At 65.0% G+C, this 17,170-nt stretch carries 18 protein-coding genes and 1 other RNA gene; 6 read left to right on the forward strand and 13 right to left on the reverse strand.

Annotated features, from left to right (window positions below; all coding sequences use genetic code 11):
- Nucleotides 1–199: 199 nt before the first annotated feature.
- Nucleotides 200–418: a DUF6324 family protein gene (locus ABCN56_RS04945; protein ID WP_343079650.1), complete on the forward strand. Its 219-nt coding sequence runs from the start codon at nucleotides 200–202 to the stop codon at nucleotides 416–418.
- On the opposite strand, the gene ABCN56_RS04950 is transcribed toward ABCN56_RS04945, so the two are convergent.
- Nucleotides 396–845, reverse strand: coding sequence for an MmcB family DNA repair protein (locus ABCN56_RS04950; RefSeq protein WP_343079651.1), 450 nt, complete (start codon nucleotides 843–845; stop codon nucleotides 396–398). The two genes, ABCN56_RS04945 and ABCN56_RS04950, sit on opposite strands and share 23 nt — an antisense overlap.
- Nucleotides 846–922: 77 nt before the next feature.
- On the opposite strand from ABCN56_RS04950, the gene ssrS reads away from it, so the two are divergent.
- Nucleotides 923–1,080, forward strand: a non-coding RNA gene (gene ssrS / locus ABCN56_RS04955) — 6S RNA.
- Between the two features lie 76 nt (nucleotides 1,081–1,156).
- Here the strand turns inward: ssrS and ABCN56_RS04960 are convergent.
- The 7 genes from ABCN56_RS04960 to ABCN56_RS04990 form a co-directional block, all read right to left on the reverse strand.
- Nucleotides 1,157–2,008, reverse strand: a complete 852-nt coding sequence (locus ABCN56_RS04960; RefSeq protein ID WP_343079652.1) for a DUF481 domain-containing protein — start codon at nucleotides 2,006–2,008, stop codon at nucleotides 1,157–1,159.
- Between the two features lie 291 nt (nucleotides 2,009–2,299).
- Nucleotides 2,300–3,181 carry a LysR family transcriptional regulator gene (locus ABCN56_RS04965; RefSeq protein ID WP_343079653.1) on the reverse strand — a complete coding sequence of 294 codons (882 nt, stop codon included), beginning with the start codon at nucleotides 3,179–3,181 and terminating at the stop codon, nucleotides 2,300–2,302.
- A 75-nt stretch (nucleotides 3,182–3,256) separates the two neighbouring features.
- Nucleotides 3,257–3,586, reverse strand: coding sequence for a hypothetical protein (locus ABCN56_RS04970; RefSeq protein ID WP_343079654.1), 330 nt, complete (start codon nucleotides 3,584–3,586; stop codon nucleotides 3,257–3,259).
- Between the two features lie 79 nt (nucleotides 3,587–3,665).
- Complete coding sequence (nusB, locus tag ABCN56_RS04975) at nucleotides 3,666–4,145, reverse strand: transcription antitermination factor NusB (protein ID WP_343079655.1); 480 nt, start codon at nucleotides 4,143–4,145, stop codon at nucleotides 3,666–3,668.
- Nucleotides 4,142–4,693, reverse strand: a complete 552-nt coding sequence (locus ABCN56_RS04980; protein ID WP_343079656.1) for a 6,7-dimethyl-8-ribityllumazine synthase — start codon at nucleotides 4,691–4,693, stop codon at nucleotides 4,142–4,144. The genes nusB and ABCN56_RS04980 overlap by 4 nt, the downstream gene beginning before the upstream one ends.
- A gap of 3 nt (nucleotides 4,694–4,696) precedes the next feature.
- A complete protein-coding gene (ribB, locus tag ABCN56_RS04985; RefSeq protein WP_343079657.1) occupies nucleotides 4,697–5,806 on the reverse strand; it encodes a 3,4-dihydroxy-2-butanone-4-phosphate synthase in 1,110 nt (369 codons plus the stop codon).
- A gap of 272 nt (nucleotides 5,807–6,078) precedes the next feature.
- A complete protein-coding gene (locus tag ABCN56_RS04990; protein WP_343080119.1) occupies nucleotides 6,079–6,687 on the reverse strand; it encodes a riboflavin synthase in 609 nt (202 codons plus the stop codon).
- A gap of 204 nt (nucleotides 6,688–6,891) precedes the next feature.
- Here ABCN56_RS04990 and ABCN56_RS04995 point away from each other — a divergent pair, with 204 nt between their 5' ends.
- The 3 genes from ABCN56_RS04995 (at nucleotide 6,892) to ABCN56_RS05005 (ending at nucleotide 11,468) form a co-directional block, all read left to right on the forward strand.
- A complete protein-coding gene (locus tag ABCN56_RS04995) occupies nucleotides 6,892–8,175 on the forward strand; it encodes a capsule biosynthesis protein (RefSeq protein WP_343080120.1) in 1,284 nt (427 codons plus the stop codon).
- Nucleotides 8,176–8,283: 108 nt separating this feature from the next.
- Nucleotides 8,284–9,417: a polysaccharide biosynthesis/export family protein gene (locus ABCN56_RS05000; RefSeq protein WP_425466071.1), complete on the forward strand. Its 1,134-nt coding sequence runs from the start codon at nucleotides 8,284–8,286 to the stop codon at nucleotides 9,415–9,417.
- Nucleotides 9,417–11,468 (forward strand): capsular polysaccharide biosynthesis protein, encoded by a 2,052-nt coding sequence (locus tag ABCN56_RS05005; protein WP_343079658.1) that lies wholly within the window; start codon nucleotides 9,417–9,419, stop codon nucleotides 11,466–11,468. Before ABCN56_RS05000 ends, ABCN56_RS05005 begins: the two co-directional genes overlap by 1 nt.
- Before the next feature lie 4 nt (nucleotides 11,469–11,472).
- Here ABCN56_RS05005 and ribD read toward each other — a convergent pair whose 3' ends face one another.
- From ribD to ABCN56_RS05020, 3 genes are all read right to left on the reverse strand, one after another.
- Nucleotides 11,473–12,561, reverse strand: coding sequence for a bifunctional diaminohydroxyphosphoribosylaminopyrimidine deaminase/5-amino-6-(5-phosphoribosylamino)uracil reductase RibD (gene ribD, locus ABCN56_RS05010; protein WP_343079659.1), 1,089 nt, complete (start codon nucleotides 12,559–12,561; stop codon nucleotides 11,473–11,475).
- Entirely contained in the window at nucleotides 12,558–13,025 is a 468-nt protein-coding gene (gene nrdR, locus ABCN56_RS05015; protein ID WP_343079660.1) for a transcriptional regulator NrdR, read from the reverse strand. Before nrdR ends, ribD begins: the two co-directional genes overlap by 4 nt.
- A gap of 134 nt (nucleotides 13,026–13,159) precedes the next feature.
- On the reverse strand, nucleotides 13,160–13,564 hold the full coding sequence (locus ABCN56_RS05020; RefSeq protein ID WP_343079661.1) for a secondary thiamine-phosphate synthase enzyme YjbQ: 405 nt from the start codon (nucleotides 13,562–13,564) through the stop codon (nucleotides 13,160–13,162).
- 79 nt (nucleotides 13,565–13,643) lie between these two features.
- Here ABCN56_RS05020 and yghX point away from each other — a divergent pair, with 79 nt between their 5' ends.
- Nucleotides 13,644–14,531 (forward strand): YghX family hydrolase, encoded by an 888-nt coding sequence (yghX, locus tag ABCN56_RS05025; RefSeq protein WP_343079662.1) that lies wholly within the window; start codon nucleotides 13,644–13,646, stop codon nucleotides 14,529–14,531.
- Nucleotides 14,532–14,554: 23 nt separating this feature from the next.
- On the opposite strand, the gene ABCN56_RS05030 is transcribed toward yghX, so the two are convergent.
- Both ABCN56_RS05030 and rpoD read right to left on the reverse strand, forming a co-directional pair.
- Nucleotides 14,555–14,935: a hypothetical protein gene (locus tag ABCN56_RS05030; RefSeq protein WP_343079663.1), complete on the reverse strand. Its 381-nt coding sequence runs from the start codon at nucleotides 14,933–14,935 to the stop codon at nucleotides 14,555–14,557.
- 217 nt (nucleotides 14,936–15,152) lie between these two features.
- Entirely contained in the window at nucleotides 15,153–17,147 is a 1,995-nt protein-coding gene (gene rpoD, locus ABCN56_RS05035) for an RNA polymerase sigma factor RpoD (protein ID WP_343079664.1), read from the reverse strand.
- Between the last annotated feature and the right edge of the window lie 23 nt (nucleotides 17,148–17,170).

A 17,170-nucleotide genomic window follows, 5' to 3' on the forward strand; every position in this document is an offset into this window, starting at 1 on the left:
ACTCTCGGGCCATTTACCCCCCGTCCCTTCGGATTGCAAGAGGCGGCGGGCGTGCATCTGCAACGGAGTGTCGTGGAAATCCAAGGTCATCTGCCGGCGTGCGAAGTTCCGGTTATTGCCTTCGGCCTGTTCCGGCTTGCTTTGTCTGCTGCTTCCGCGCTAGCACGCGCCATTGGCACCCAAGCCGGCAGGGGCAGACATGGGCATCGACAAGGAAAGCGAAATCGCGGCCAATCTGCAGATCGGGCCGACGAGTCTCGGAATGGTCCGAATCTACGTAGAGGCAGAAGGGATCGAACTTCCGTTGGATTTCGACCCGGAAGAGGCCGAGGAAATCGCCGAAGAGCTGCGCGCCGCCGCCGAGGCCGCGCGCGACATGGGTGGCAAGCCCGCCCCTAAGGGATCCCGTCGGAAGTGACACCGGGATCTCGCAGGGCCTGAAGCCTCATCGCGGCGTGGCGTGCGAACTTCTGCATCATCACCTTGCGCCGTGCCGGCGCAAGACGTGACTCGGGCGCCATGCGCACGACCTCGGCATCGTAGGGGTCGGCCAGGATAAGGCCGGTCTCCTCCGGCAACAACTCGACCGGGAATTCGGCGTCGACCGCCCAGAAGAACCTGTCCGCCCATTCCAGGTAGCCCTGCCATTTCCGGTCAGAGGTGAAATCGGCGCGTGAGGACTTGCACTCGACGATCCAGAGCTCGCCCTTCGGTCCGAGCGCCAGAACGTCCACCCGAAGACCCGGCGCCGGGACCAGTTCCTCGACCGTCACGAAGCCGAGCGAGAGCATGTGGCGGCAGACGCCGCGCGCGAGAAGCTGACCGGGCTGAAGCGTATCGGGCATGGCGGGATTTATGAACGTAACGGGAACATTTGGCAAGACTTGCGCAGCGCGCCGGCACGCCCTATCTCAGAGACTGGCGGGTTCTGCCCCTCTCGTGAGAGGCCCTTTTCCAGTGGCCGATAATCATTTCCGAGGGAGCTGGCTCTGCCGGGATCCTGGTCCCGGTATCTGGCGCCCACCTGGTAAGTCCAGGCTCTCGGGAAAACCAAGCCTCCACGGCTGCCGCGGTTCCCGCCACCGCTTTCCCCAACAAAAAAAGGGGCGGAATGATCCGCCCCCAGTGGCAGGTTCTCTGGCGTTCCGGTGGTGGCTTAGAAGCCGAAGACCAGCGCGATCCCGAGCTTGTTATCCGTCCGGATGGCTCGGCTGTCGTTATACTCGGTCAGGTAGCTGACGCGGGTCGAATAGACGTCGGTCATCTTGAAGTTGACGCCGAGGTCGTTGTTGGCGCGCAGCGCCGTGTCCGACTTCAGGATGTCCGTGTCGTTGGTCAGGAAGATGTCGTCGTTGAACTTGTAGAAGAAGCGGGAGGCGGCAAGATAGCCGGTCTCGGTCACTTCGTTGTCCAGACCGTCCTTGAGGTAGCTCACGCCGATACCGGCCTGAACGCGCCAGGTCATCTCCGGCGTGTTGAAGATGCGGTATCCCGGGCCCACGCCGAGATAGGCGTCGGTATCGTAGGTGTTGGCCGGGTCCGCCGAGACATCCGCGAGGCCGTCCGTCTTCACGCGGCCGAGAGCGAATACGTAGAACGAGTCGTCGATGTAGTAGTTCGCGTCATAGACACCGAACACGTCTTCCTTCGTCGAGGTTCCTTCCTCGTCGGTGAATTCGATCGCCAGCCCGATGTTGTGGACGAACTTGCCCGCCGCGTAGCGCATGCGCGCGCCCAAGGCCAGTTCCTGCGACTCGTTGTTACCGGTCTTGCCGGTGTAGCTCAGGGACGCGCTGCCAGAGAGGCCCTCACGGTACTCGGGATTGCCGAAACGGCTCGAATCCTCGGACCGCGCGATGTCTTCGGCCACGGACTCCTCGATATCGTCGATACGTTCATCGAGCGCGTCGGTCCCGACGAGTTCGCCTTGGGCAAAGGCCGGTGCCGTGGCAATGCCGAGCGCCAGCGCGAGGGACGAGATCGCCGCCAGTTTGGTCGCGTGTTTCATGTCATTTCCTTTCAAGCTCTCCGCCCGGCATTGGGTGCCCGACGGGTGGCAGTGCTTTGCCAGGCGTCGGTGTAAGGAAACGGAAAGCCCAACAGAAATTCATAATATTCAAGGTTGAGACGAGTATTACTCGGGGGTGCAGATCTTGCGGATTCAGCGCTTTCGGCGGTTGAGAAAAACGACCGACGCCGGGCGTTACCGCCCGGCGTTCAGCCTGCAACACCATGAAAGGTCCATGCTATTTCCGTAACGCGGAAATGTATTCGGACTCGGGCGCCCGAGAAAGCTGCATCAGACGAGGTCGACGATCTCCGCCATGTCCGTTTCCGCCGTCTCCACCACCTTTTTCAGTGTCTCCTCGGCAACACTGCCCAGCTCTTCTTCGAGGTCGTCGCGCCAGACGGACCATGCCGTGTGTGTATAGACAGGCGCTCCGGGGACTAGGAACATCTGCTCCCGATCGACGTAGCGCTTGACGTAGCGCGCTGGCAGATAGGCGGCGAACTCGCGGTCGATCAGGTAGCGCGCGGCAAGCGCGCCCATGGCAAGCGTCAGGCCGGGATTCGACAGGTTCGGCAGCGCGCGATTGTGGAACTGAAAGAAGTCCTCGCCCCAATCGATGTAGACATAGCGCCCCCTGAGATCGGACAGATCGGGATCCTCCCAGCGCGCGACCAGGACGAGGTCCTCCTCCATCACCTTCTCGACCGTCATTCCCGGCCGCAGCGTCGGCGTGTAGGTCAACGCGATCTGCATCACCCCCTCCGACATGGCGCGAGTCAGCTGTTCGGGCGTTCCGACCTCGGCGCGGATTCCGAGATCGGGCTGGAGGTTGCGCAAGGCGTCCACCCACCGGAAGCCGAGCCGCGGCCAGAGCGAAACCTGCGCGCCGAGCGTCAGCGTCCGCGTGAACCCGTCTGGAACTGCGACCTGCTGGCGGGCCTTCTCCCAGTTGCGGACGAGCGAGATGGCGTAGCCTTCGAACTCGCGCCCGGACGGGGTCAGTTCCGCACCGGCCTTCGAGCGCGTAAAGAGCAGCCTGCCGAGCTGATCCTCAAGCCGCTGAATGCGCAGGCTTACGGCCGACTGCGTTACAAAGAGACGATCCGATGCGGCAGCGAAGGAGCCGGTTTCGGCGACGGACAGGAATGTTTTGAGAAGTGCGAGATCCATGCGCGCATTGGCACTGCAACGGGTGTCGGATGCAATGGGGCTCGATTACGCACGAAGGCCCTCCGGGCCGTCGGCTCAACTCCGCCGATGCGCGTCCCGACCGCTCACGGAAACCGGCACGGCGACCATTGGCGAAGCCGGTTTTGTTACACGCGCGCGATTGCCGCCCCGCGGACCGTCGTCATCGTCGGCCAGCCGCATCACGGCAAAGGCGAATTGCACGCCGGCGAAGACGATCGCGTTGAAGACCCAGAGCATCAGGACCGCGATCCAGCCTCCGGAGACGGCGGTCACCAGATGCCAGAGCCCCGCCACGTTCAGCCACAGAATGAGCCCGACAAAGGCCGCCGCCAGGGCAAAACCGATAAGGACGTTCTTGATATAGAGCTTCACGAGCTTCGGCATGTTACCCCCAGGGTACTCTCACACGCCTTGAAGATAGGGCACAACCGTCTGAAACCAAAGTGGCGCAGTGTCGCGGCGCTCAGAAAGCCTCGGGACGAGCCTCGCGCGCCATGTGATCGAGAACCGCGTTGACGAACTTCGGCTCCTTGCCATCGGGGAAGAAGGCCCGGGCCACGTCGACGAATTCGTTGATCACGACCTTGGGCGGTGTGATCTCGGACAACAACTCCGCCCCCGCAGCACGGAAAAGCGCGCGCAGCACGGGATCGATGCGGCCGATCGGCCATTTCGCGACCAGCGCCCGGTCGGTCATCTGGTCGATCTTCGCCTGCCAGTTGACGGCGTCCTCGATGATGCGGCGGAACAGATGGCTGTCGCCCTCCGCCATTTCCTCGCCCTCATAAACCGCGCCAAAGCGATGGGTCTCGAATTCCTTCGCAACCGAATCCACGCTCTGTCCGGCGGCCTCCATCTGGAACAGCGCCTGCACGGCATAAAGGCGCGCAGCGGATTTCATCTGGCGCTTTTCCGCTGCGGAAAGTTTCTGCGTTTCGCTCATGCGCCCTTGGGCCCTTCGCCACCCCCCGCAATCCGGAATTCCTCCGTAGCGGGCTTGAAGCCGATCCCCTTGGTCCGGCGCGCCCATTTGCGGGAAAGCGCGACAAGATGCAAGGCCGCCGCAGCAGCGCCGCCGCCTTTGTTCTGCGCCTCGGGATCGGCCCGCACCACGGCCTGGTCACGGTTCTCGACCGTCAGGATGCCGTTGCCGATGCACACCCCTTGCAGACCGAGCAGCGTCAGCCCGCGCGAGCTGTCGTTGCACACTGTGTCGTAATGCGTCGTTTCACCGCGGATCACGCAGCCAAGCGCGACGAAACCGTCGAAATCCGCCATGCGCGCCGCCATCCCGATCGCCGTCGGAATCTCCAAGGCGCCAGGGACTTCGATCACTTCCACGCTCGCCCCGGCCTTTTCGGCCACGGCCTTCGCACCCGCGACGAGATTGTCGGCGATGTCCTTGTAGTAAGGAGCCACCACGACAAGGAGGCGCACATTCCTGTCGAAGACCGGCAGGTCGAGGACGTGGTGGGTTTCGGTTCCAGCCATGGGCTACTCCAGCGGTATGCCGCGCGTGCCGGTGATGTTGAGCCCGTAAGCATCGAGCCCCACGACCTTCGGCTTCGGTGAATTGGTCAGAAGGATCAGATCATGCAGACCCAGCGCCGAAAGGATCTGCGCCCCGAGCCCGTACTGGCGCAGGGTGTGAGGCGACGCCTCGCTGCCGCTGTTCATCTTCATGTCGAGATCCCGCAGCAGCACCAGCGCCCCACGGCCTTCGTCCGCGATAAGCCGCATTGCCGCGCTGAATTCCCCCGTGCGACCCTTCGGCCCGAGACCGATGATATCGAGCATCGGGTCGAGCCCGTGCATCCGCACCAGAACCGGCTCGGGCCCCGTGATGTCGCCCTTGATGAGCACGATATGCTCTGCGCCCTGCGTTTGGTCGATATAGGTGCGCATCACCCATTGGCCGCCGAATTCCGATGTGACGAGCGTCTCGCCGCTCTGATGCACGAGGTTGTCGTGGCGGCGCCGGTAGGCGATCAGGTCCGAAATCGTGCCGATCTTCAACCCGTGCTTCTGCGCGAAGGCGACGAGGTCCGGAAGTCGGGCCATCGTGCCGTCTTCGTTCATGATCTCGCAGATGACGCCCGAGGGGTTGAGCCCGGCGAGGCGAGAGATGTCGACCGCGGCCTCGGTATGTCCGGCGCGCACCAGGACGCCGCCGTCACGCGCGCGAAGCGGAAACACGTGGCCGGGGGTCGCGATGTCCGCCGCGCCCTTCGTCGGGTCGATCGCGACAGAAACGGTCCGCGCCCGGTCATGGGCCGAAATGCCCGTCGTCACCCCTTCCCGCGCCTCGATCGACACGGTGAACGCGGTCTCGTGACGGGAGGAGTTGCTGGGCGACATGAGCTGAAGGCCCAACGCCTCGATCCTGTCCGACGGCAGGGAGAGGCAGATGAGCCCGCGGCCGTGCGTCGCCATGAAGTTGATCGCGTTCGGCGTGCACATCTGCGCCGGGATCACGAGATCGCCTTCGTTCTCACGGTCCTCGTGGTCCACGAGGATGAACATCCGGCCGTTACGCGCCTCCTCGATGATCTCCTCGATCGGGGAAACCGCGTCGGAATAGTCGGTCTTCACGTCCTCTGGCATCGTCTCTCCTCAGACCCCGGTTCCCCGGGGAAATGTCTCTCGGCGGGCCGGCGCCACCTTCACGAGCACCCGTGACCGGAATTCACCCCGGTTCACATGCGCCGAAGGCGCGCGGTCCGCTTGGTCGAAAACGACCCCTTGCCCGGCGAGATCGCCCCTGAGGCGCGCGAGGTCAAGTAGCTGCGGAATTCCTTCCAGCAACTCGCACCCGGAATTACCGGGCCGACCCGCGCCTGCCGCAAGTGGCGCCCGGCACCTTCCGTCGAAAAGCCTCACTGCCCCGACCATTCCCGGAGCCGCGCGACGTAACGGGCGAGAGTGTCGATCTCGAGGTTCACCAGGTCGCCCACCTTCGCATTCCCCCAGGTCGTCACAGCCTTCGTGTGGGGGATGATGTTGACGCCGAAGGTGGCGCCCTCGACCTCGTTCACGGTAAGCGACGTACCGTTCAGCGCGACCGAACCCTTTGGCGCAATGAACCCGGCGAGCGACTCCGGCGCCCGGAAGGTGAAGCGCGTGCTGTCGCCCTCCTGCCGCATCGCGGTGATCTCCGCCACGCCGTCGACATGGCCCGAGACGATGTGCCCGCCGAGTTCGTCTCCGACCTTCAGGGCCCGTTCGAGGTTCAGGCGCTTGCCCGCAGGCCAGCCGTCAACCCCGATATTCGTCTTCGACACCGTCTCGGCGGAGATCTCCACGGCAAACCAGTTCTGAGGCTCGGTTCCCGTCGCCACGACCGTCAGGCAGACGCCGTCGCATGCGATCGAAGCGCCGATGTCGATGCTTTCGACGTCGTAGGAACAACCGATCCGGGCGGAAAGGTCGCCCCGCCGCTCGACGCTCAGAACCTTGCCGACATCGGTGATTATCCCGGTGAACATCGCAAATCCTTTCACCCGTCAAGCCTCGGCCCTGCCTAGACCTCCCGCCCGGCCTTCGCAAGGCCCGGCGGCGTGGCATCCGTGCACACGATTGGTTAACGCGAACCGACGAAACTGCGTCGGGCGACCCGTGCCGCTTGCACGACGGCCTCGCCCGCGCAATACGTGAACCTGGGCAGCAGCCGTGCTGCCGGACCGGAGACGATGGAAGAAAGCCAGACCAGAGCAAGGGGTTGCTTCCTGTTCCTGCAGGGACCGCATGGTCCGTTCTTCAAGGAACTGGGCGCAGCTCTCCGCAGTGATGGCCACGAGGTCTGGCGCGTGGGCTTCAACCGGGGCGACGAACGCTTCTGGCACGACGCCGCACGCTACATCCCGTTCACGGGCCGCATCGAGGACTGGCCCGAAACCTTCCGGTCGATCTGCGCCGAGAAGCGTATCACCGACATCGTGCTCTACGGGGACACGCGCAGGATCCATTCGGAGGCCGTCTCTGCCGCCAGGGCCGCGGGGATCACCGTCCACGTCTTCGAGGAAGGATACCTGCGCCCCTTTTGGGTCACCTACGAGCGTGGCGGGTCGAACGGACACTCCCGCCTGATGACGATGACGATCGACGGGATGCGCCGCGACCTTCCACCCGAGGCCGAAGACCAGCACCCGCCGCCTGCGCACTGGGGGGACATGCGCCAGCACATCTTCTACGGCGCGCTCTACCATTTCCACGTGATGTTGCGGAATCACGGCTACCGGAATTTCAGTCCCCACCGTGGGATCACGGTCGGGCGAGAATTCCGGCTGCATCTGCGGCGGCTGCTCCTGATGCCGCTCCACCGTGCCGAACGCTTCGCCGCCACGATGAAGATACGGCTCGGCCGCTTCCCCTATCATCTCGTCCTTCTGCAGCTGGAACACGACGCCAGCTTCCGCAACCATTCGAACTTTCACTCGATGACGGACTTCATCGAGCTTTGCCTCAGCGCCTTCGCGGAGGGAGCGTCGCAGCGTCACCACCTGATCCTGAAGGCTCATCCGCTGGAGGATGGCCGCGCGGCGATCCCGCCTACGATCCGCCGGATCGCGAGGGAAACCGGCATTTCGGACCGGGTGCATTTCGTCCGCGGCGGCAAGCTTGCCGCACTCCTCGACCGGGCGGAAAGCGTCGTTACGGTGAATTCGACAGCGGCACAGCAGGCGCTCTGGCGGGGGCTGCCGGTCCGTGCGCTCGGCAGGGCAATCTACGCGAAGCCGGAACTCGTTTCCGACCAACCGCTGCCCGCGTTTTTCCGCGCCCCTCGCCGGCCGGACATCGCCGCCTACCGCGACTTCCGGCGGTATCTCCTGGACACATGCCAGGTCCCCGGCGGCTTCTATTCCGCCCGCGGGCGCCGGCTGCTGATCCCGCAACTGCCCCGCATGATGACCGCACCGGAGGACCCGTTCGACACCCTCGCCGCCGACGGCGCGGCAGCTCTGCAACAGTCATGACGCGATGATCGGCCGGGCTGGTTTTCTTGACGATCTTTCAATAGCATGTCCGAAAAATGGATTGAGCAGAACTATCGGGGGAAAACCCCGACAAGAGGAGCAGGTCGCGTGACAGTGTCGGTTATACCGGGGGCCCGGGCGCTGGTCCTTCTTTCGCTCGTCGCGATGACGGCCGGATGCGGCCTTCCCCGCTCTGGCCCGACGACCCAGGAGATCCTCGCAAGCGCATCGGAGAAGAACGGAGATGCCTTCGTGGTCGAGGTGGACGACCGCGTGGCTCGCGCCGCGAGCTACGTTGAAACCCTTGGTTTCACGAACGGTTTCCTTCACGCGGGCGAGATTGGCTCCGACGTCATCAGCCCCGGCGACACCCTGACGCTCAAGATATGGGAAAACGTCGATGACGGCCTTCTTGCCGGGCGGGCCAGCAACGTCACCATGCTCGACTCGGTTCAGGTCGATGGCGCGGGGTTCATCTTTGTTCCCTATGCCGGACGAATTCTCGCCGCCGGGAACACGCCCGAAGCACTTCGCCGCGTGATCACCGAAAAGCTCGCCCCACAGACGCCGGATCCGCAGGTCACCGTGACCCGCGCGGCCGGCGACGGTGCGACGGTTTCGGTCGTCGGAGGCGTCGGCGGTCAGGGTGTCTATCCGATCGAACGCCCGACCCGCACGCTCTCCGCCATGATCGCCAAGGCTGGCGGCGTGTCGATCCCGCCAGAGATCGCGCAGATCACAGTGACCCGCAATGGCTACAGCGGCAAGATCTGGCTGACGGACCTCTACACCAATCCCGAAACGGACATTGCCCTGCGTCCGGGCGACGTGATCCTCGTCGAGGAGGATTCCCGCGCCTTCACGGCGCTTGGCGCGACGGGCGGCCAGACGCGCGTCCAGTTCACGACCCAGGAGCTGTCGGCCATCGAGGCTGTCGCCCGTGTCGGCGGCCTGTCATCCGCAATCGCGAACCCGAAGGGTGTGTTCATATTCCGCGACGAACCGCCGGAAGTCGCCAATGCCGTGCTGAATCGGAATGACCTGACCACAAGCCAGCGCCTGATCTACCTGATCGACCTGACGAAGCCCTCGGGCGTCTTCGTGGCGCGCGATTTCACGATCCGCGACGGCGACACCCTGTACGTGACTGAAGCGCCCTATGTCCGCTGGCAGAAGATCCTCTCTGCGATCATCGGCACGGCGAACAGCGCAGACACGGTGAACACGCTCGCCGGCAACTGATGGAGGGGCGGGGCGCAGCATCGGCCGCGCCCGGTCCACGGCGCCTTTTTGTCTACAACGGCGGCTTCCTGACGCAGCGCCGCGTTCGCCGCATCCTTGACCTCGCGGGCTACGATATCCGCTTGGGGCAGCCCGGACCTGACGACATGGTCGGCGTCTGGGGGCGAAGCCCGACAAGCCCCCGCGGCGACCGGGTCGCCGAACGGACCGGAGCGCCGGTCCTACGGGTCGAGGACGCCTTTCTCCGGTCCATCCGCTCGGGGCGGGAGGGAGAACCGCCACGCGGCCTGATCCTTGATCCGATGGGCGTGCATTTCGATTCCTCGACGTCCTCGCTTCTGGAACACCTCGCCACCACGGAACGGTTGGACGACACCCCGCTTCTGAACCGGGCGCGGGATGGCATGGAACGGCTGAAGGCCCTCGAACTCTCGAAGTACAATGGCTTCGACCCGACCTTGCCTGTCCCCGACGCACCCTTCGTCCTCGTCATCGACCAGACCCGCGACGACGCTTCCATACGGTACGGAGGCGCGACAGCTTCGACCTTCCGGGAGATGCTCGTCTTCGCGCAGGAGGAAAATCCCGGCGCCCGGATCGTCATCAAGACGCATCCGGAAACCGCGCTCGGCCTGCGACCGGGCCATTACGGCCCGGAACACACGAATGACAGGATAACGCTCCTGACGGAGCCCGTCTCACCGTGGCGCCTTCTGGATCACGCCATCGCGGTCTACACCGTCTCTTCCCAGCTCGGGTACGAAGCGATCCTTGCCGGCCACAAGCCGCGCGTCTTCGGGCAGCCGTTCTACTCGGGCTGGGGTCTGACATGGGACGAGAACCCCGTTCCCCGCCGCGAACGCCACCTCACCCGCGCGCAGCTCTTCGCCGTGTCGCACATCCTGGCGCCGACATGGTACGACCCCGCGCGCGACCGGCTTTGCAGCTTCGAGGAGGCTGTCGACCAGTTCGAGGCCGAAGTCCGCGCCTTTCGCGAAGATCGCCATGGCCATGTCGCCGTCGGCATGCGGATCTGGAAGCGCGGCCATCTCCAGAAGACGTTCGGCCGCGAGAAGCGACTGGTCTTTCAGGACGACCCGGCACGTGCTGCCGAGCGTGCCCGCGCCGAGGGCCGCGGGCTGCTCGTCTGGGCCGGAAAGGAGACGCCGGAACTGGTGACTGCTGCGAACGGCCACCCCCTCACACGGGTGGAAGACGGATTCCTCCGCTCGCGCGGTCTCGGCGCGGAACTCGTGCCACCCCTGTCGCTCGTGACCGACCCGCGTGGCATCTACTACGACCCGACCCGGCCCAGCACGCTCGAAACGCTGATCGCGGCGGCGCCCCCGGCCGGGGGTGAAGCGCGCGCGCAACGCCTCATCGCCCGGCTGATCCGCGCCGGGCTGTCGAAATACAACCTCGGCGGCGCTGTCTCGGAGCTCGGCTCTCAGCGCCCCGGCCGCCGCATCCTCGTCCCCGGCCAGGTCGAGGACGACGCCTCCATCCTCAAAGGTGGGGGCGATATCCGCACGAACGCCGAACTGCTCGCCATCACGCGCGCAGAGAACCCGGATGCCGTAATCCTCTACAAGCCCCATCCGGACGTCGAGGCGGGCCTTCGCGATGGCGCGCTCTCCGAGGACGAGGCTCGACGGCATGCCGACGTGGTGGTCCCGGGGGCCGATCCGATAGCCCTGATCGGGATGGTGGACGAGGTCTGGACCATGACCTCGCTTCTCGGTTTCGAGGCTCTGATCCGCGGCTGCAAGGTCACCTGCCTCGGCGCGCCCTTTTACGCAGGTTGGGGCCTGACCCGCGATCTCGGCCCAGTCCCTGCCCGCCGTCAGGCGAGGCCGTCGCTGGCGGCGCTCGTCCACGCCGCACTGATCGCTTATCCACGCTACCTGGACCCGGTATCCGGCCTCCCCTGCCCGCCCGAAGTGATCGTCGAGCGGCTCGAAAGGAACGAGATACCGCGGCCGGGTCCATTCAATCGCAGCCTGTCGAAGCTCCAGGGCGTCTTGGCGTCCTATTCCGGGCTGTGGCGCTGATACGTCAGCCCTTGTGCCAAACGTGCAGCACGTCTCCGCCGAGGTCCCGCGCCTCGGTGAGAACGAAGCGCCGGGCATCGGCAAGCGCGTCCAGCCCGAGGGGGCCGATGCCGGCGCGGCCGTCGCTGCCAAGCGCCAGCCCGGCCGTGATCCCGATCAACTCGTCGACCAGATCCGCCTTGAGGAGAGCCGCAACCAGCGCGCCTCCCCCTTCGCAGAAGACCCGCGTCAATCCGGCCGATCCGAGCGCCGTGAGCATCGCCGGTGCGTCGAGCCCACCTTCCGCTTCCGCCACCGGCAAGAGGCGCGCCCCGAGGTCATTCCACTCAGCCGTCCCCGGCGCTCCTTCCGCGTGCAGCAGCCACAACGGAACCTCGCGCGCACTTTTCGCAAGGTTTCCATCTAACGGCAGGTCGAGCCGACGCGACGCGACTACCCTTACCGGCTGGTGACTGACGCCGAGCCCACGCACCGTGAGCGTCGGGTCGTCGGCACGCGCAGTTCCCCCGCCGACCAGCACCGCGTCATGACGGGCCCGGGCCGCATGAACCCAGCGCCGCGCCTCCGGCCCCGTGATCCACTGGCTTTCGCCCGTCGACGTGGCGATGCGGCCATCGAAACTCATCGCGAGCTTGACGCTCACCCAAGGCCGCCCACGCTCTACCCGCGACAGGAAACCCGCGTGCGAAACCCTGGCATCTTCGGCAAGCACCCCGGTTTCCACCTCGATCCCCGCCGCCATCAGAATGGCATGCCCCCTGCCCGACACGCGCGGGTCCGGGTCCTCAATGGCCGTGACGACCCGCGCAACTCCAGCGCGGACGAGCGCCTCGGCGCAAGGCGGCGTCTTGCCGTGATGCGCGCATGGTTCCAGCGTCACGTAGGCCGTGGCACCTCGCGCCGCCTCGCCGGCCTGCGCCAGCGCCACGGTCTCGCCGTGCGGCCGCCCGCCCGGCTGGGTCCAGCCGCGCCCGACGATCCGGCCATCCTTCACGATCACGCAGCCCACCGGGGGGTTGGGCCAGACACGTCCATGGCCCCGCGCACCAAGCGCGAGAGCAAGTGCCATGAACCGGGTGTCTTCTCCGCTCACTCCTCGGCCGCGGGTTGCGGGCGCAGTTCGGATACGAACTTGTCGAAGTCGTCCGCCGCCTGGAAGTTCTTGTAGACGCTCGCGAACCGGACATAGGCCACGGTGTCGATCCGCGCCAATGTCTCCATCACGATCTCGCCGATCACCTTGGAGGGGATGTCCGTCTCGCCGAGGCTCTCCAGCCGGCGGACGATGCCCGAAATCATCTGGTCGATCCGCTCCGGGTCGATCGGCCGCTTCTGCATGGCGATGCGGATCGAGCGTTCCAGCTTGTCACGGTCGAAGTCCTCGCGCCGCCCTGAGGACTTGATCACGACGAGGTCACGCAGTTGCACGCGCTCGTAGGTCGTGAACCGCCCGCCGCAGGCAGGGCAGAAGCGCCGCCGCCGTATCGCGACATGGTCCTCGGCCGGCCGGCTGTCCTTTACCTGCGTGTCGACATTTCCACAAAACGGGCAGCGCATCGTCTCTCCCTCGGGGTGCTTTTCGTGCGGGTTCGCAGCACTATAGGATGCGCCCAACCGATTGGGTAGTGGGTATGGCAAGCCACAAAATGCAGGTTGCGCGACCTGTGACCCCGAAGACTCAGATTCCGGCCCTATGTCAGGCGCGCGACGACTTCGCGACGGTGCGGACGCGCTCGATGTTCGAAAAGGTAAATTCCTTGCCATGTTCCAAGCGCCAGGCGTCCGGAAATGACAGGAATTGACAAGCTCACGGGCAGCAGCGCGGCCTTGATATGCGCCGGCATGTCGTCCGGCCCCTCCATTCGATGCGTCAGATACCGCATGGACGGGTCGTCCGCCGAGGGAACCAGTCGGCGAAAGAACGCCTCGAGGTCGGTCCTCACATCCGGGTCCGCGTTCTCCTGGATGAGAAGCGAGCAGGACGTGTGCCTGACGAATAGCGTCAGCAGACCGTCGCCCGTCACCCAGTCCCTGACTTGCCCGGTGAACTCGTAAAGGCCCGGTCCCCGGGTGTCTATGTGGAAGCTCTTGTGCATGCCACCGCGTTTGTGACGATCTTGTTCCCGCACGATGCTACCTTTCCTTGTCAGGGCGCACCATACCAGGGAGGAAGCGATGCCCCGCCTCACGGCCAAGGATTTCGACCAGGCTCTTCTGGAGCTTTATGACCATTACGCCCACGGCGGGATCACGAAGCGGGAGTTCCTCGACGGCGCGGGAAAGTGCGCGGTGCGAGGGTTGAGCGCATCCGCGCTCTTCTCGATGCTGAGCCCGGACTACGCGCTGGCGCAGCAGGTCGCGCCGGATGACCCCGGAATCCAGGCGGGCCGCGTCACGTATCCCTCGCCGAAGGGGCATGGCGAGGTCAACGGATACATGGTCCGTCCGGCCGGCACGTCGGACCGGCTTCCGGCCGTTGTCGTGGTTCACGAGAACAGAGGGCTCAATCCCTATATCGAGGACGTTGCCCGCCGACTTGCGAAGGCGGGGTTCATGGCGCTTGCGCCGGATGGGCTTTCGAGCCTCGGCGGCTATCCCGGCAATGACGACGAGGGCCGGGAATTGCAGAGGCAGGTAGACCGGGAGAAGCTGATGAACGACTTCTTCGCGGCGGTGGAATTCCTGATGCATCATGAAGTGTCCACCGGGAACGTCGGGATCATTGGGTTCTGCTACGGGGGCGGCGTCGCGAATGCCGCTGCGGTGGCCTATCCCGAACTGAAGGCGGCGGTCCCCTTCTACGGGCGGCAGCCCCCCGCAGAGGACGCGTCGAAGATCCGGGCGGCCCTGATGCTCCACTACGCCGAGTTCGACGACCGGATCAACGCGGGCTGGCCCGATTACGAGGCGGCGCTGAAGGCTGCAGGGACGGAGTATCAGGCCTTCATCTATCCCGGGGTGAACCACGGGTTCCACAACGACACGACGCCGAGATACGACCGTCAGGCAGCCGAACTCGCCTGGGAACGGACAGTCGCCTTCCTGCACGAGAAACTCGGCTGAGCTGTGACTGCGACCGGACGGCCTCAGTCCTCTTCGATCTTCGGCTCCCAGCATAAAGCTTCGGCGTGGTGCGCGGGCAGGCTGCCGGTCTCCGGGTAGACCGCGAGGCCCGTGGACCGCGCGGCGCCTTCCGGCGTGAGAGAGAAGCTGATCCCCTCCCCCGCCCGACGCGGCGGCGGCGAGACGCGCCAAATCCGCGTTGACCGCGAAAGACCAAGGTCGCGGATGACGTAGTCACCAGCCGCGCACCAGTAGTCGTTGACGCCCGCACCGGCCTTGAACGCAACGTGGAACCCACCCCCTTCGGGGCTGACGTTCATGTCGTTCTGGGCGATGAAAGCCTCCGCCGGGAGTGCGGCGAGGCCGAGGGCGAGTGTTGCAGCAAGGGGAAGAAGACGCGGCATGGAAAGCTCCTCTGTCCGGAGGGATGGGCCGTTGACCCAAAAGGTGGGGGCAGGACGGGGCGAAGACAAGCCCGAACGGAGGCCCGCCGCCCCAGCGTCCCTCCCCGAGGGCGACCGTTGCCCGGCTCCCATCCGAACCGGGCAACCGAAGTGTTGCTCTTCTTTCGGACCCAACGCCCGCGGATCCTCTCATCGAGGAATGCGCGTTCTTCCGGGGTCACTGATCCAGGAACGACCTCAGCTTCCGCGAGCGGCTCGGATGCTTCAGCTTCCTCAGCGCCTTCGCCTCGATCTGGCGGATCCGTTCGCGGGTGACCGAGAACTGCTGGCCCACTTCCTCGAGCGTGTGGTCGGTGTTCATGCCGATGCCGAAGCGCATCCGCAGGACCCGTTCCTCGCGCGGGGTGAGCGAGGCCAGCACGCGCGTCGTCGTCTCCTTCAGGTTCTCCTGAATGGCGGAATCGAGCGGCAGGATCGCGTTCTTGTCCTCGATGAAATCGCCAAGTTGGCTGTCCTCCTCGTCGCCGATGGGCGTTTCGAGCGAGATCGGCTCCTTGGCGATCTTCATCACCTTGCGGACCTTCTCGAGCGGCATCTGCAGCTTCTCGGCCAGTTCCTCGGGCGTCGGTTCGCGGCCGATCTCGTGCAGCATCTGGCGGCCGGTCCGCACCAGCTTGTTGATCGTCTCGATCATGTGGACCGGGATACGGATCGTGCGGGCCTGGTCGGCGATCGAACGGGTGATCGCCTGGCGGATCCACCAGGTCGCGTAGGTCGAGAACTTGTAGCCGCGGCGATATTCGAACTTGTCCACCGCCTTCATCAGGCCGATGTTGCCTTCCTGAATGAGATCAAGGAATTGCAGGCCGCGGTTTGTGTATTTCTTGGCGATCGAGATCACGAGCCGGAGGTTCGCCTCGACCATTTCCTTCTTGGCCTGACGCGCCTCCTTCTCGCCCTTCTGGACCTGGTTCACGATCCGGCGGAATTCCGAGATGTCGACGCCGACATACTGGCCGACTTGCGCCATCTCGGCGCGCAGATCCTCGACCTTCTCGCGCGACTTCTCGATCAGGGTCTGCCAGCCGCGGCCCGATTTCTGCGCCATGCGGTCGAGCCAGGCGGGGTCGAGCTCGTAGCCGCGATATTCGTCGATGAACTCGCGGCGGTTGATGCGCGCGGCGTCGGCGAGCTTCACCATGTTCGAGTCGATCGACATGATCCGGCGGTTGATGCCATAAAGCTGGTCGATCAGCGCCTCGATCCGGTTGTTATGGAGGTGAAGCTCGTTCACCAGTTCCACGATCTCGGAGCGCAGCTTCTGGTAGGCAGCCTCGTCGGCGATCGAGAAGGTTCCGTCCTCGTTCAGCGTGGCCGACATGCGCTGGTCCTGCATTTCGGCGAGGCGCGAGTAATCCTCGGCGATCCGCTCAAGCGTTTCCAGCACGCGCGGCTTCAGCGCGGCTTCCATCGCCGCGAGCGACATGTTGGAGGCGTCTTCATCGTCCTCGTCGTCGTCGGACTGCGCGATCGGGTTGCCGTCCGCGTCGAGCTCGGGTTCTTGCTGACGCTGCTTCGTCGAGGTGCCGGTGGCGCTGGCCTGCGCACCTTCGCTCACCTCGTCCATCTCGTCGTCCTCGTCGAGCGAGCGGCCGAAAGTGGCTTCAAGGTCGATCACGTCGCGCAGAAGGATGTCTTCGTTGAGAAGCTCATCGCGCCAGATCGTGATGGCCTGGAACGTCAGCGGGCTTTCGCAGAGCCCGGCGATCATCGTGTTGCGGCCGGCCTCGATCCGCTTGGCGATGGCGATTTCGCCCTCGCGGGACAGGAGCTCGACCGAGCCCATCTCGCGCAGATACATGCGCACCGGGTCGTCGGTGCGGTCCAGCGTCTCGGACGTGGTCGTGGCGACCGCCACCTCGCGCGAGGTCGAGGCGTCGACGAGCTCGCCCCCGCTGCCGCTGTCCTCTTCCTCGGTCTCTTCCTCCTCGATGACGTTGATGCCCATTTCGGAGAGCATCGACATCAGGTCCTCGATCTGTTCGGAGGAGACCTGGTCGGGCGGCAGGACGGCGTTCAGTTGGTCGTAAGTGATGTAGCCACGCTCGCGCGCCTCAGCGATCATCTTCTTGACCGCGGCCTGGCTCATGTCGAGCGAATGTTCGACTTCCTGATCCTGCTGCTTGTCGTCGTCGGTGTCTTTGGCGGCCATGGGGCTCCTCGGGGTCGGTCGGG

The sequence above is a fragment of the Ostreiculturibacter nitratireducens genome, assembly GCF_032670585.1.
Classification (GTDB): domain Bacteria; phylum Pseudomonadota; class Alphaproteobacteria; order Rhodobacterales; family Rhodobacteraceae; genus Ostreiculturibacter; species Ostreiculturibacter nitratireducens.

Coding starts and splice junctions, on each gene's coding strand:
- ABCN56_RS04945 (WP_343079650.1), top strand. CDS start 200: ATGGGCATCGACAAGGAAAGCGAAATCGCGGCCAATCTGCAGATCGGG.
- ABCN56_RS04950 (WP_343079651.1), bottom strand. CDS start 845: ATGCCCGATACGCTTCAGCCCGGTCAGCTTCTCGCGCGCGGCGTCTGC.
- ABCN56_RS04960 (WP_343079652.1), bottom strand. CDS start 2,008: ATGAAACACGCGACCAAACTGGCGGCGATCTCGTCCCTCGCGCTGGCG.
- ABCN56_RS04965 (WP_343079653.1), bottom strand. CDS start 3,181: ATGGATCTCGCACTTCTCAAAACATTCCTGTCCGTCGCCGAAACCGGC.
- ABCN56_RS04970 (WP_343079654.1), bottom strand. CDS start 3,586: ATGCCGAAGCTCGTGAAGCTCTATATCAAGAACGTCCTTATCGGTTTT.
- nusB (WP_343079655.1), bottom strand. CDS start 4,145: ATGAGCGAAACGCAGAAACTTTCCGCAGCGGAAAAGCGCCAGATGAAA.
- ABCN56_RS04980 (WP_343079656.1), bottom strand. CDS start 4,693: ATGGCTGGAACCGAAACCCACCACGTCCTCGACCTGCCGGTCTTCGAC.
- ribB (WP_343079657.1), bottom strand. CDS start 5,806: ATGCCAGAGGACGTGAAGACCGACTATTCCGACGCGGTTTCCCCGATC.
- ABCN56_RS04990 (WP_343080119.1), bottom strand. CDS start 6,687: ATGTTCACCGGGATAATCACCGATGTCGGCAAGGTTCTGAGCGTCGAG.
- ABCN56_RS04995 (WP_343080120.1), top strand. CDS start 6,892: ATGGAAGAAAGCCAGACCAGAGCAAGGGGTTGCTTCCTGTTCCTGCAG.
- ABCN56_RS05005 (WP_343079658.1), top strand. CDS start 9,417: ATGGAGGGGCGGGGCGCAGCATCGGCCGCGCCCGGTCCACGGCGCCTT.
- nrdR (WP_343079660.1), bottom strand. CDS start 13,025: ATGCGCTGCCCGTTTTGTGGAAATGTCGACACGCAGGTAAAGGACAGC.
- ABCN56_RS05020 (WP_343079661.1), bottom strand. CDS start 13,564: ATGCACAAGAGCTTCCACATAGACACCCGGGGACCGGGCCTTTACGAG.
- yghX (WP_343079662.1), top strand. CDS start 13,644: ATGCCCCGCCTCACGGCCAAGGATTTCGACCAGGCTCTTCTGGAGCTT.
- ABCN56_RS05030 (WP_343079663.1), bottom strand. CDS start 14,935: ATGCCGCGTCTTCTTCCCCTTGCTGCAACACTCGCCCTCGGCCTCGCC.
- rpoD (WP_343079664.1), bottom strand. CDS start 17,147: ATGGCCGCCAAAGACACCGACGACGACAAGCAGCAGGATCAGGAAGTC.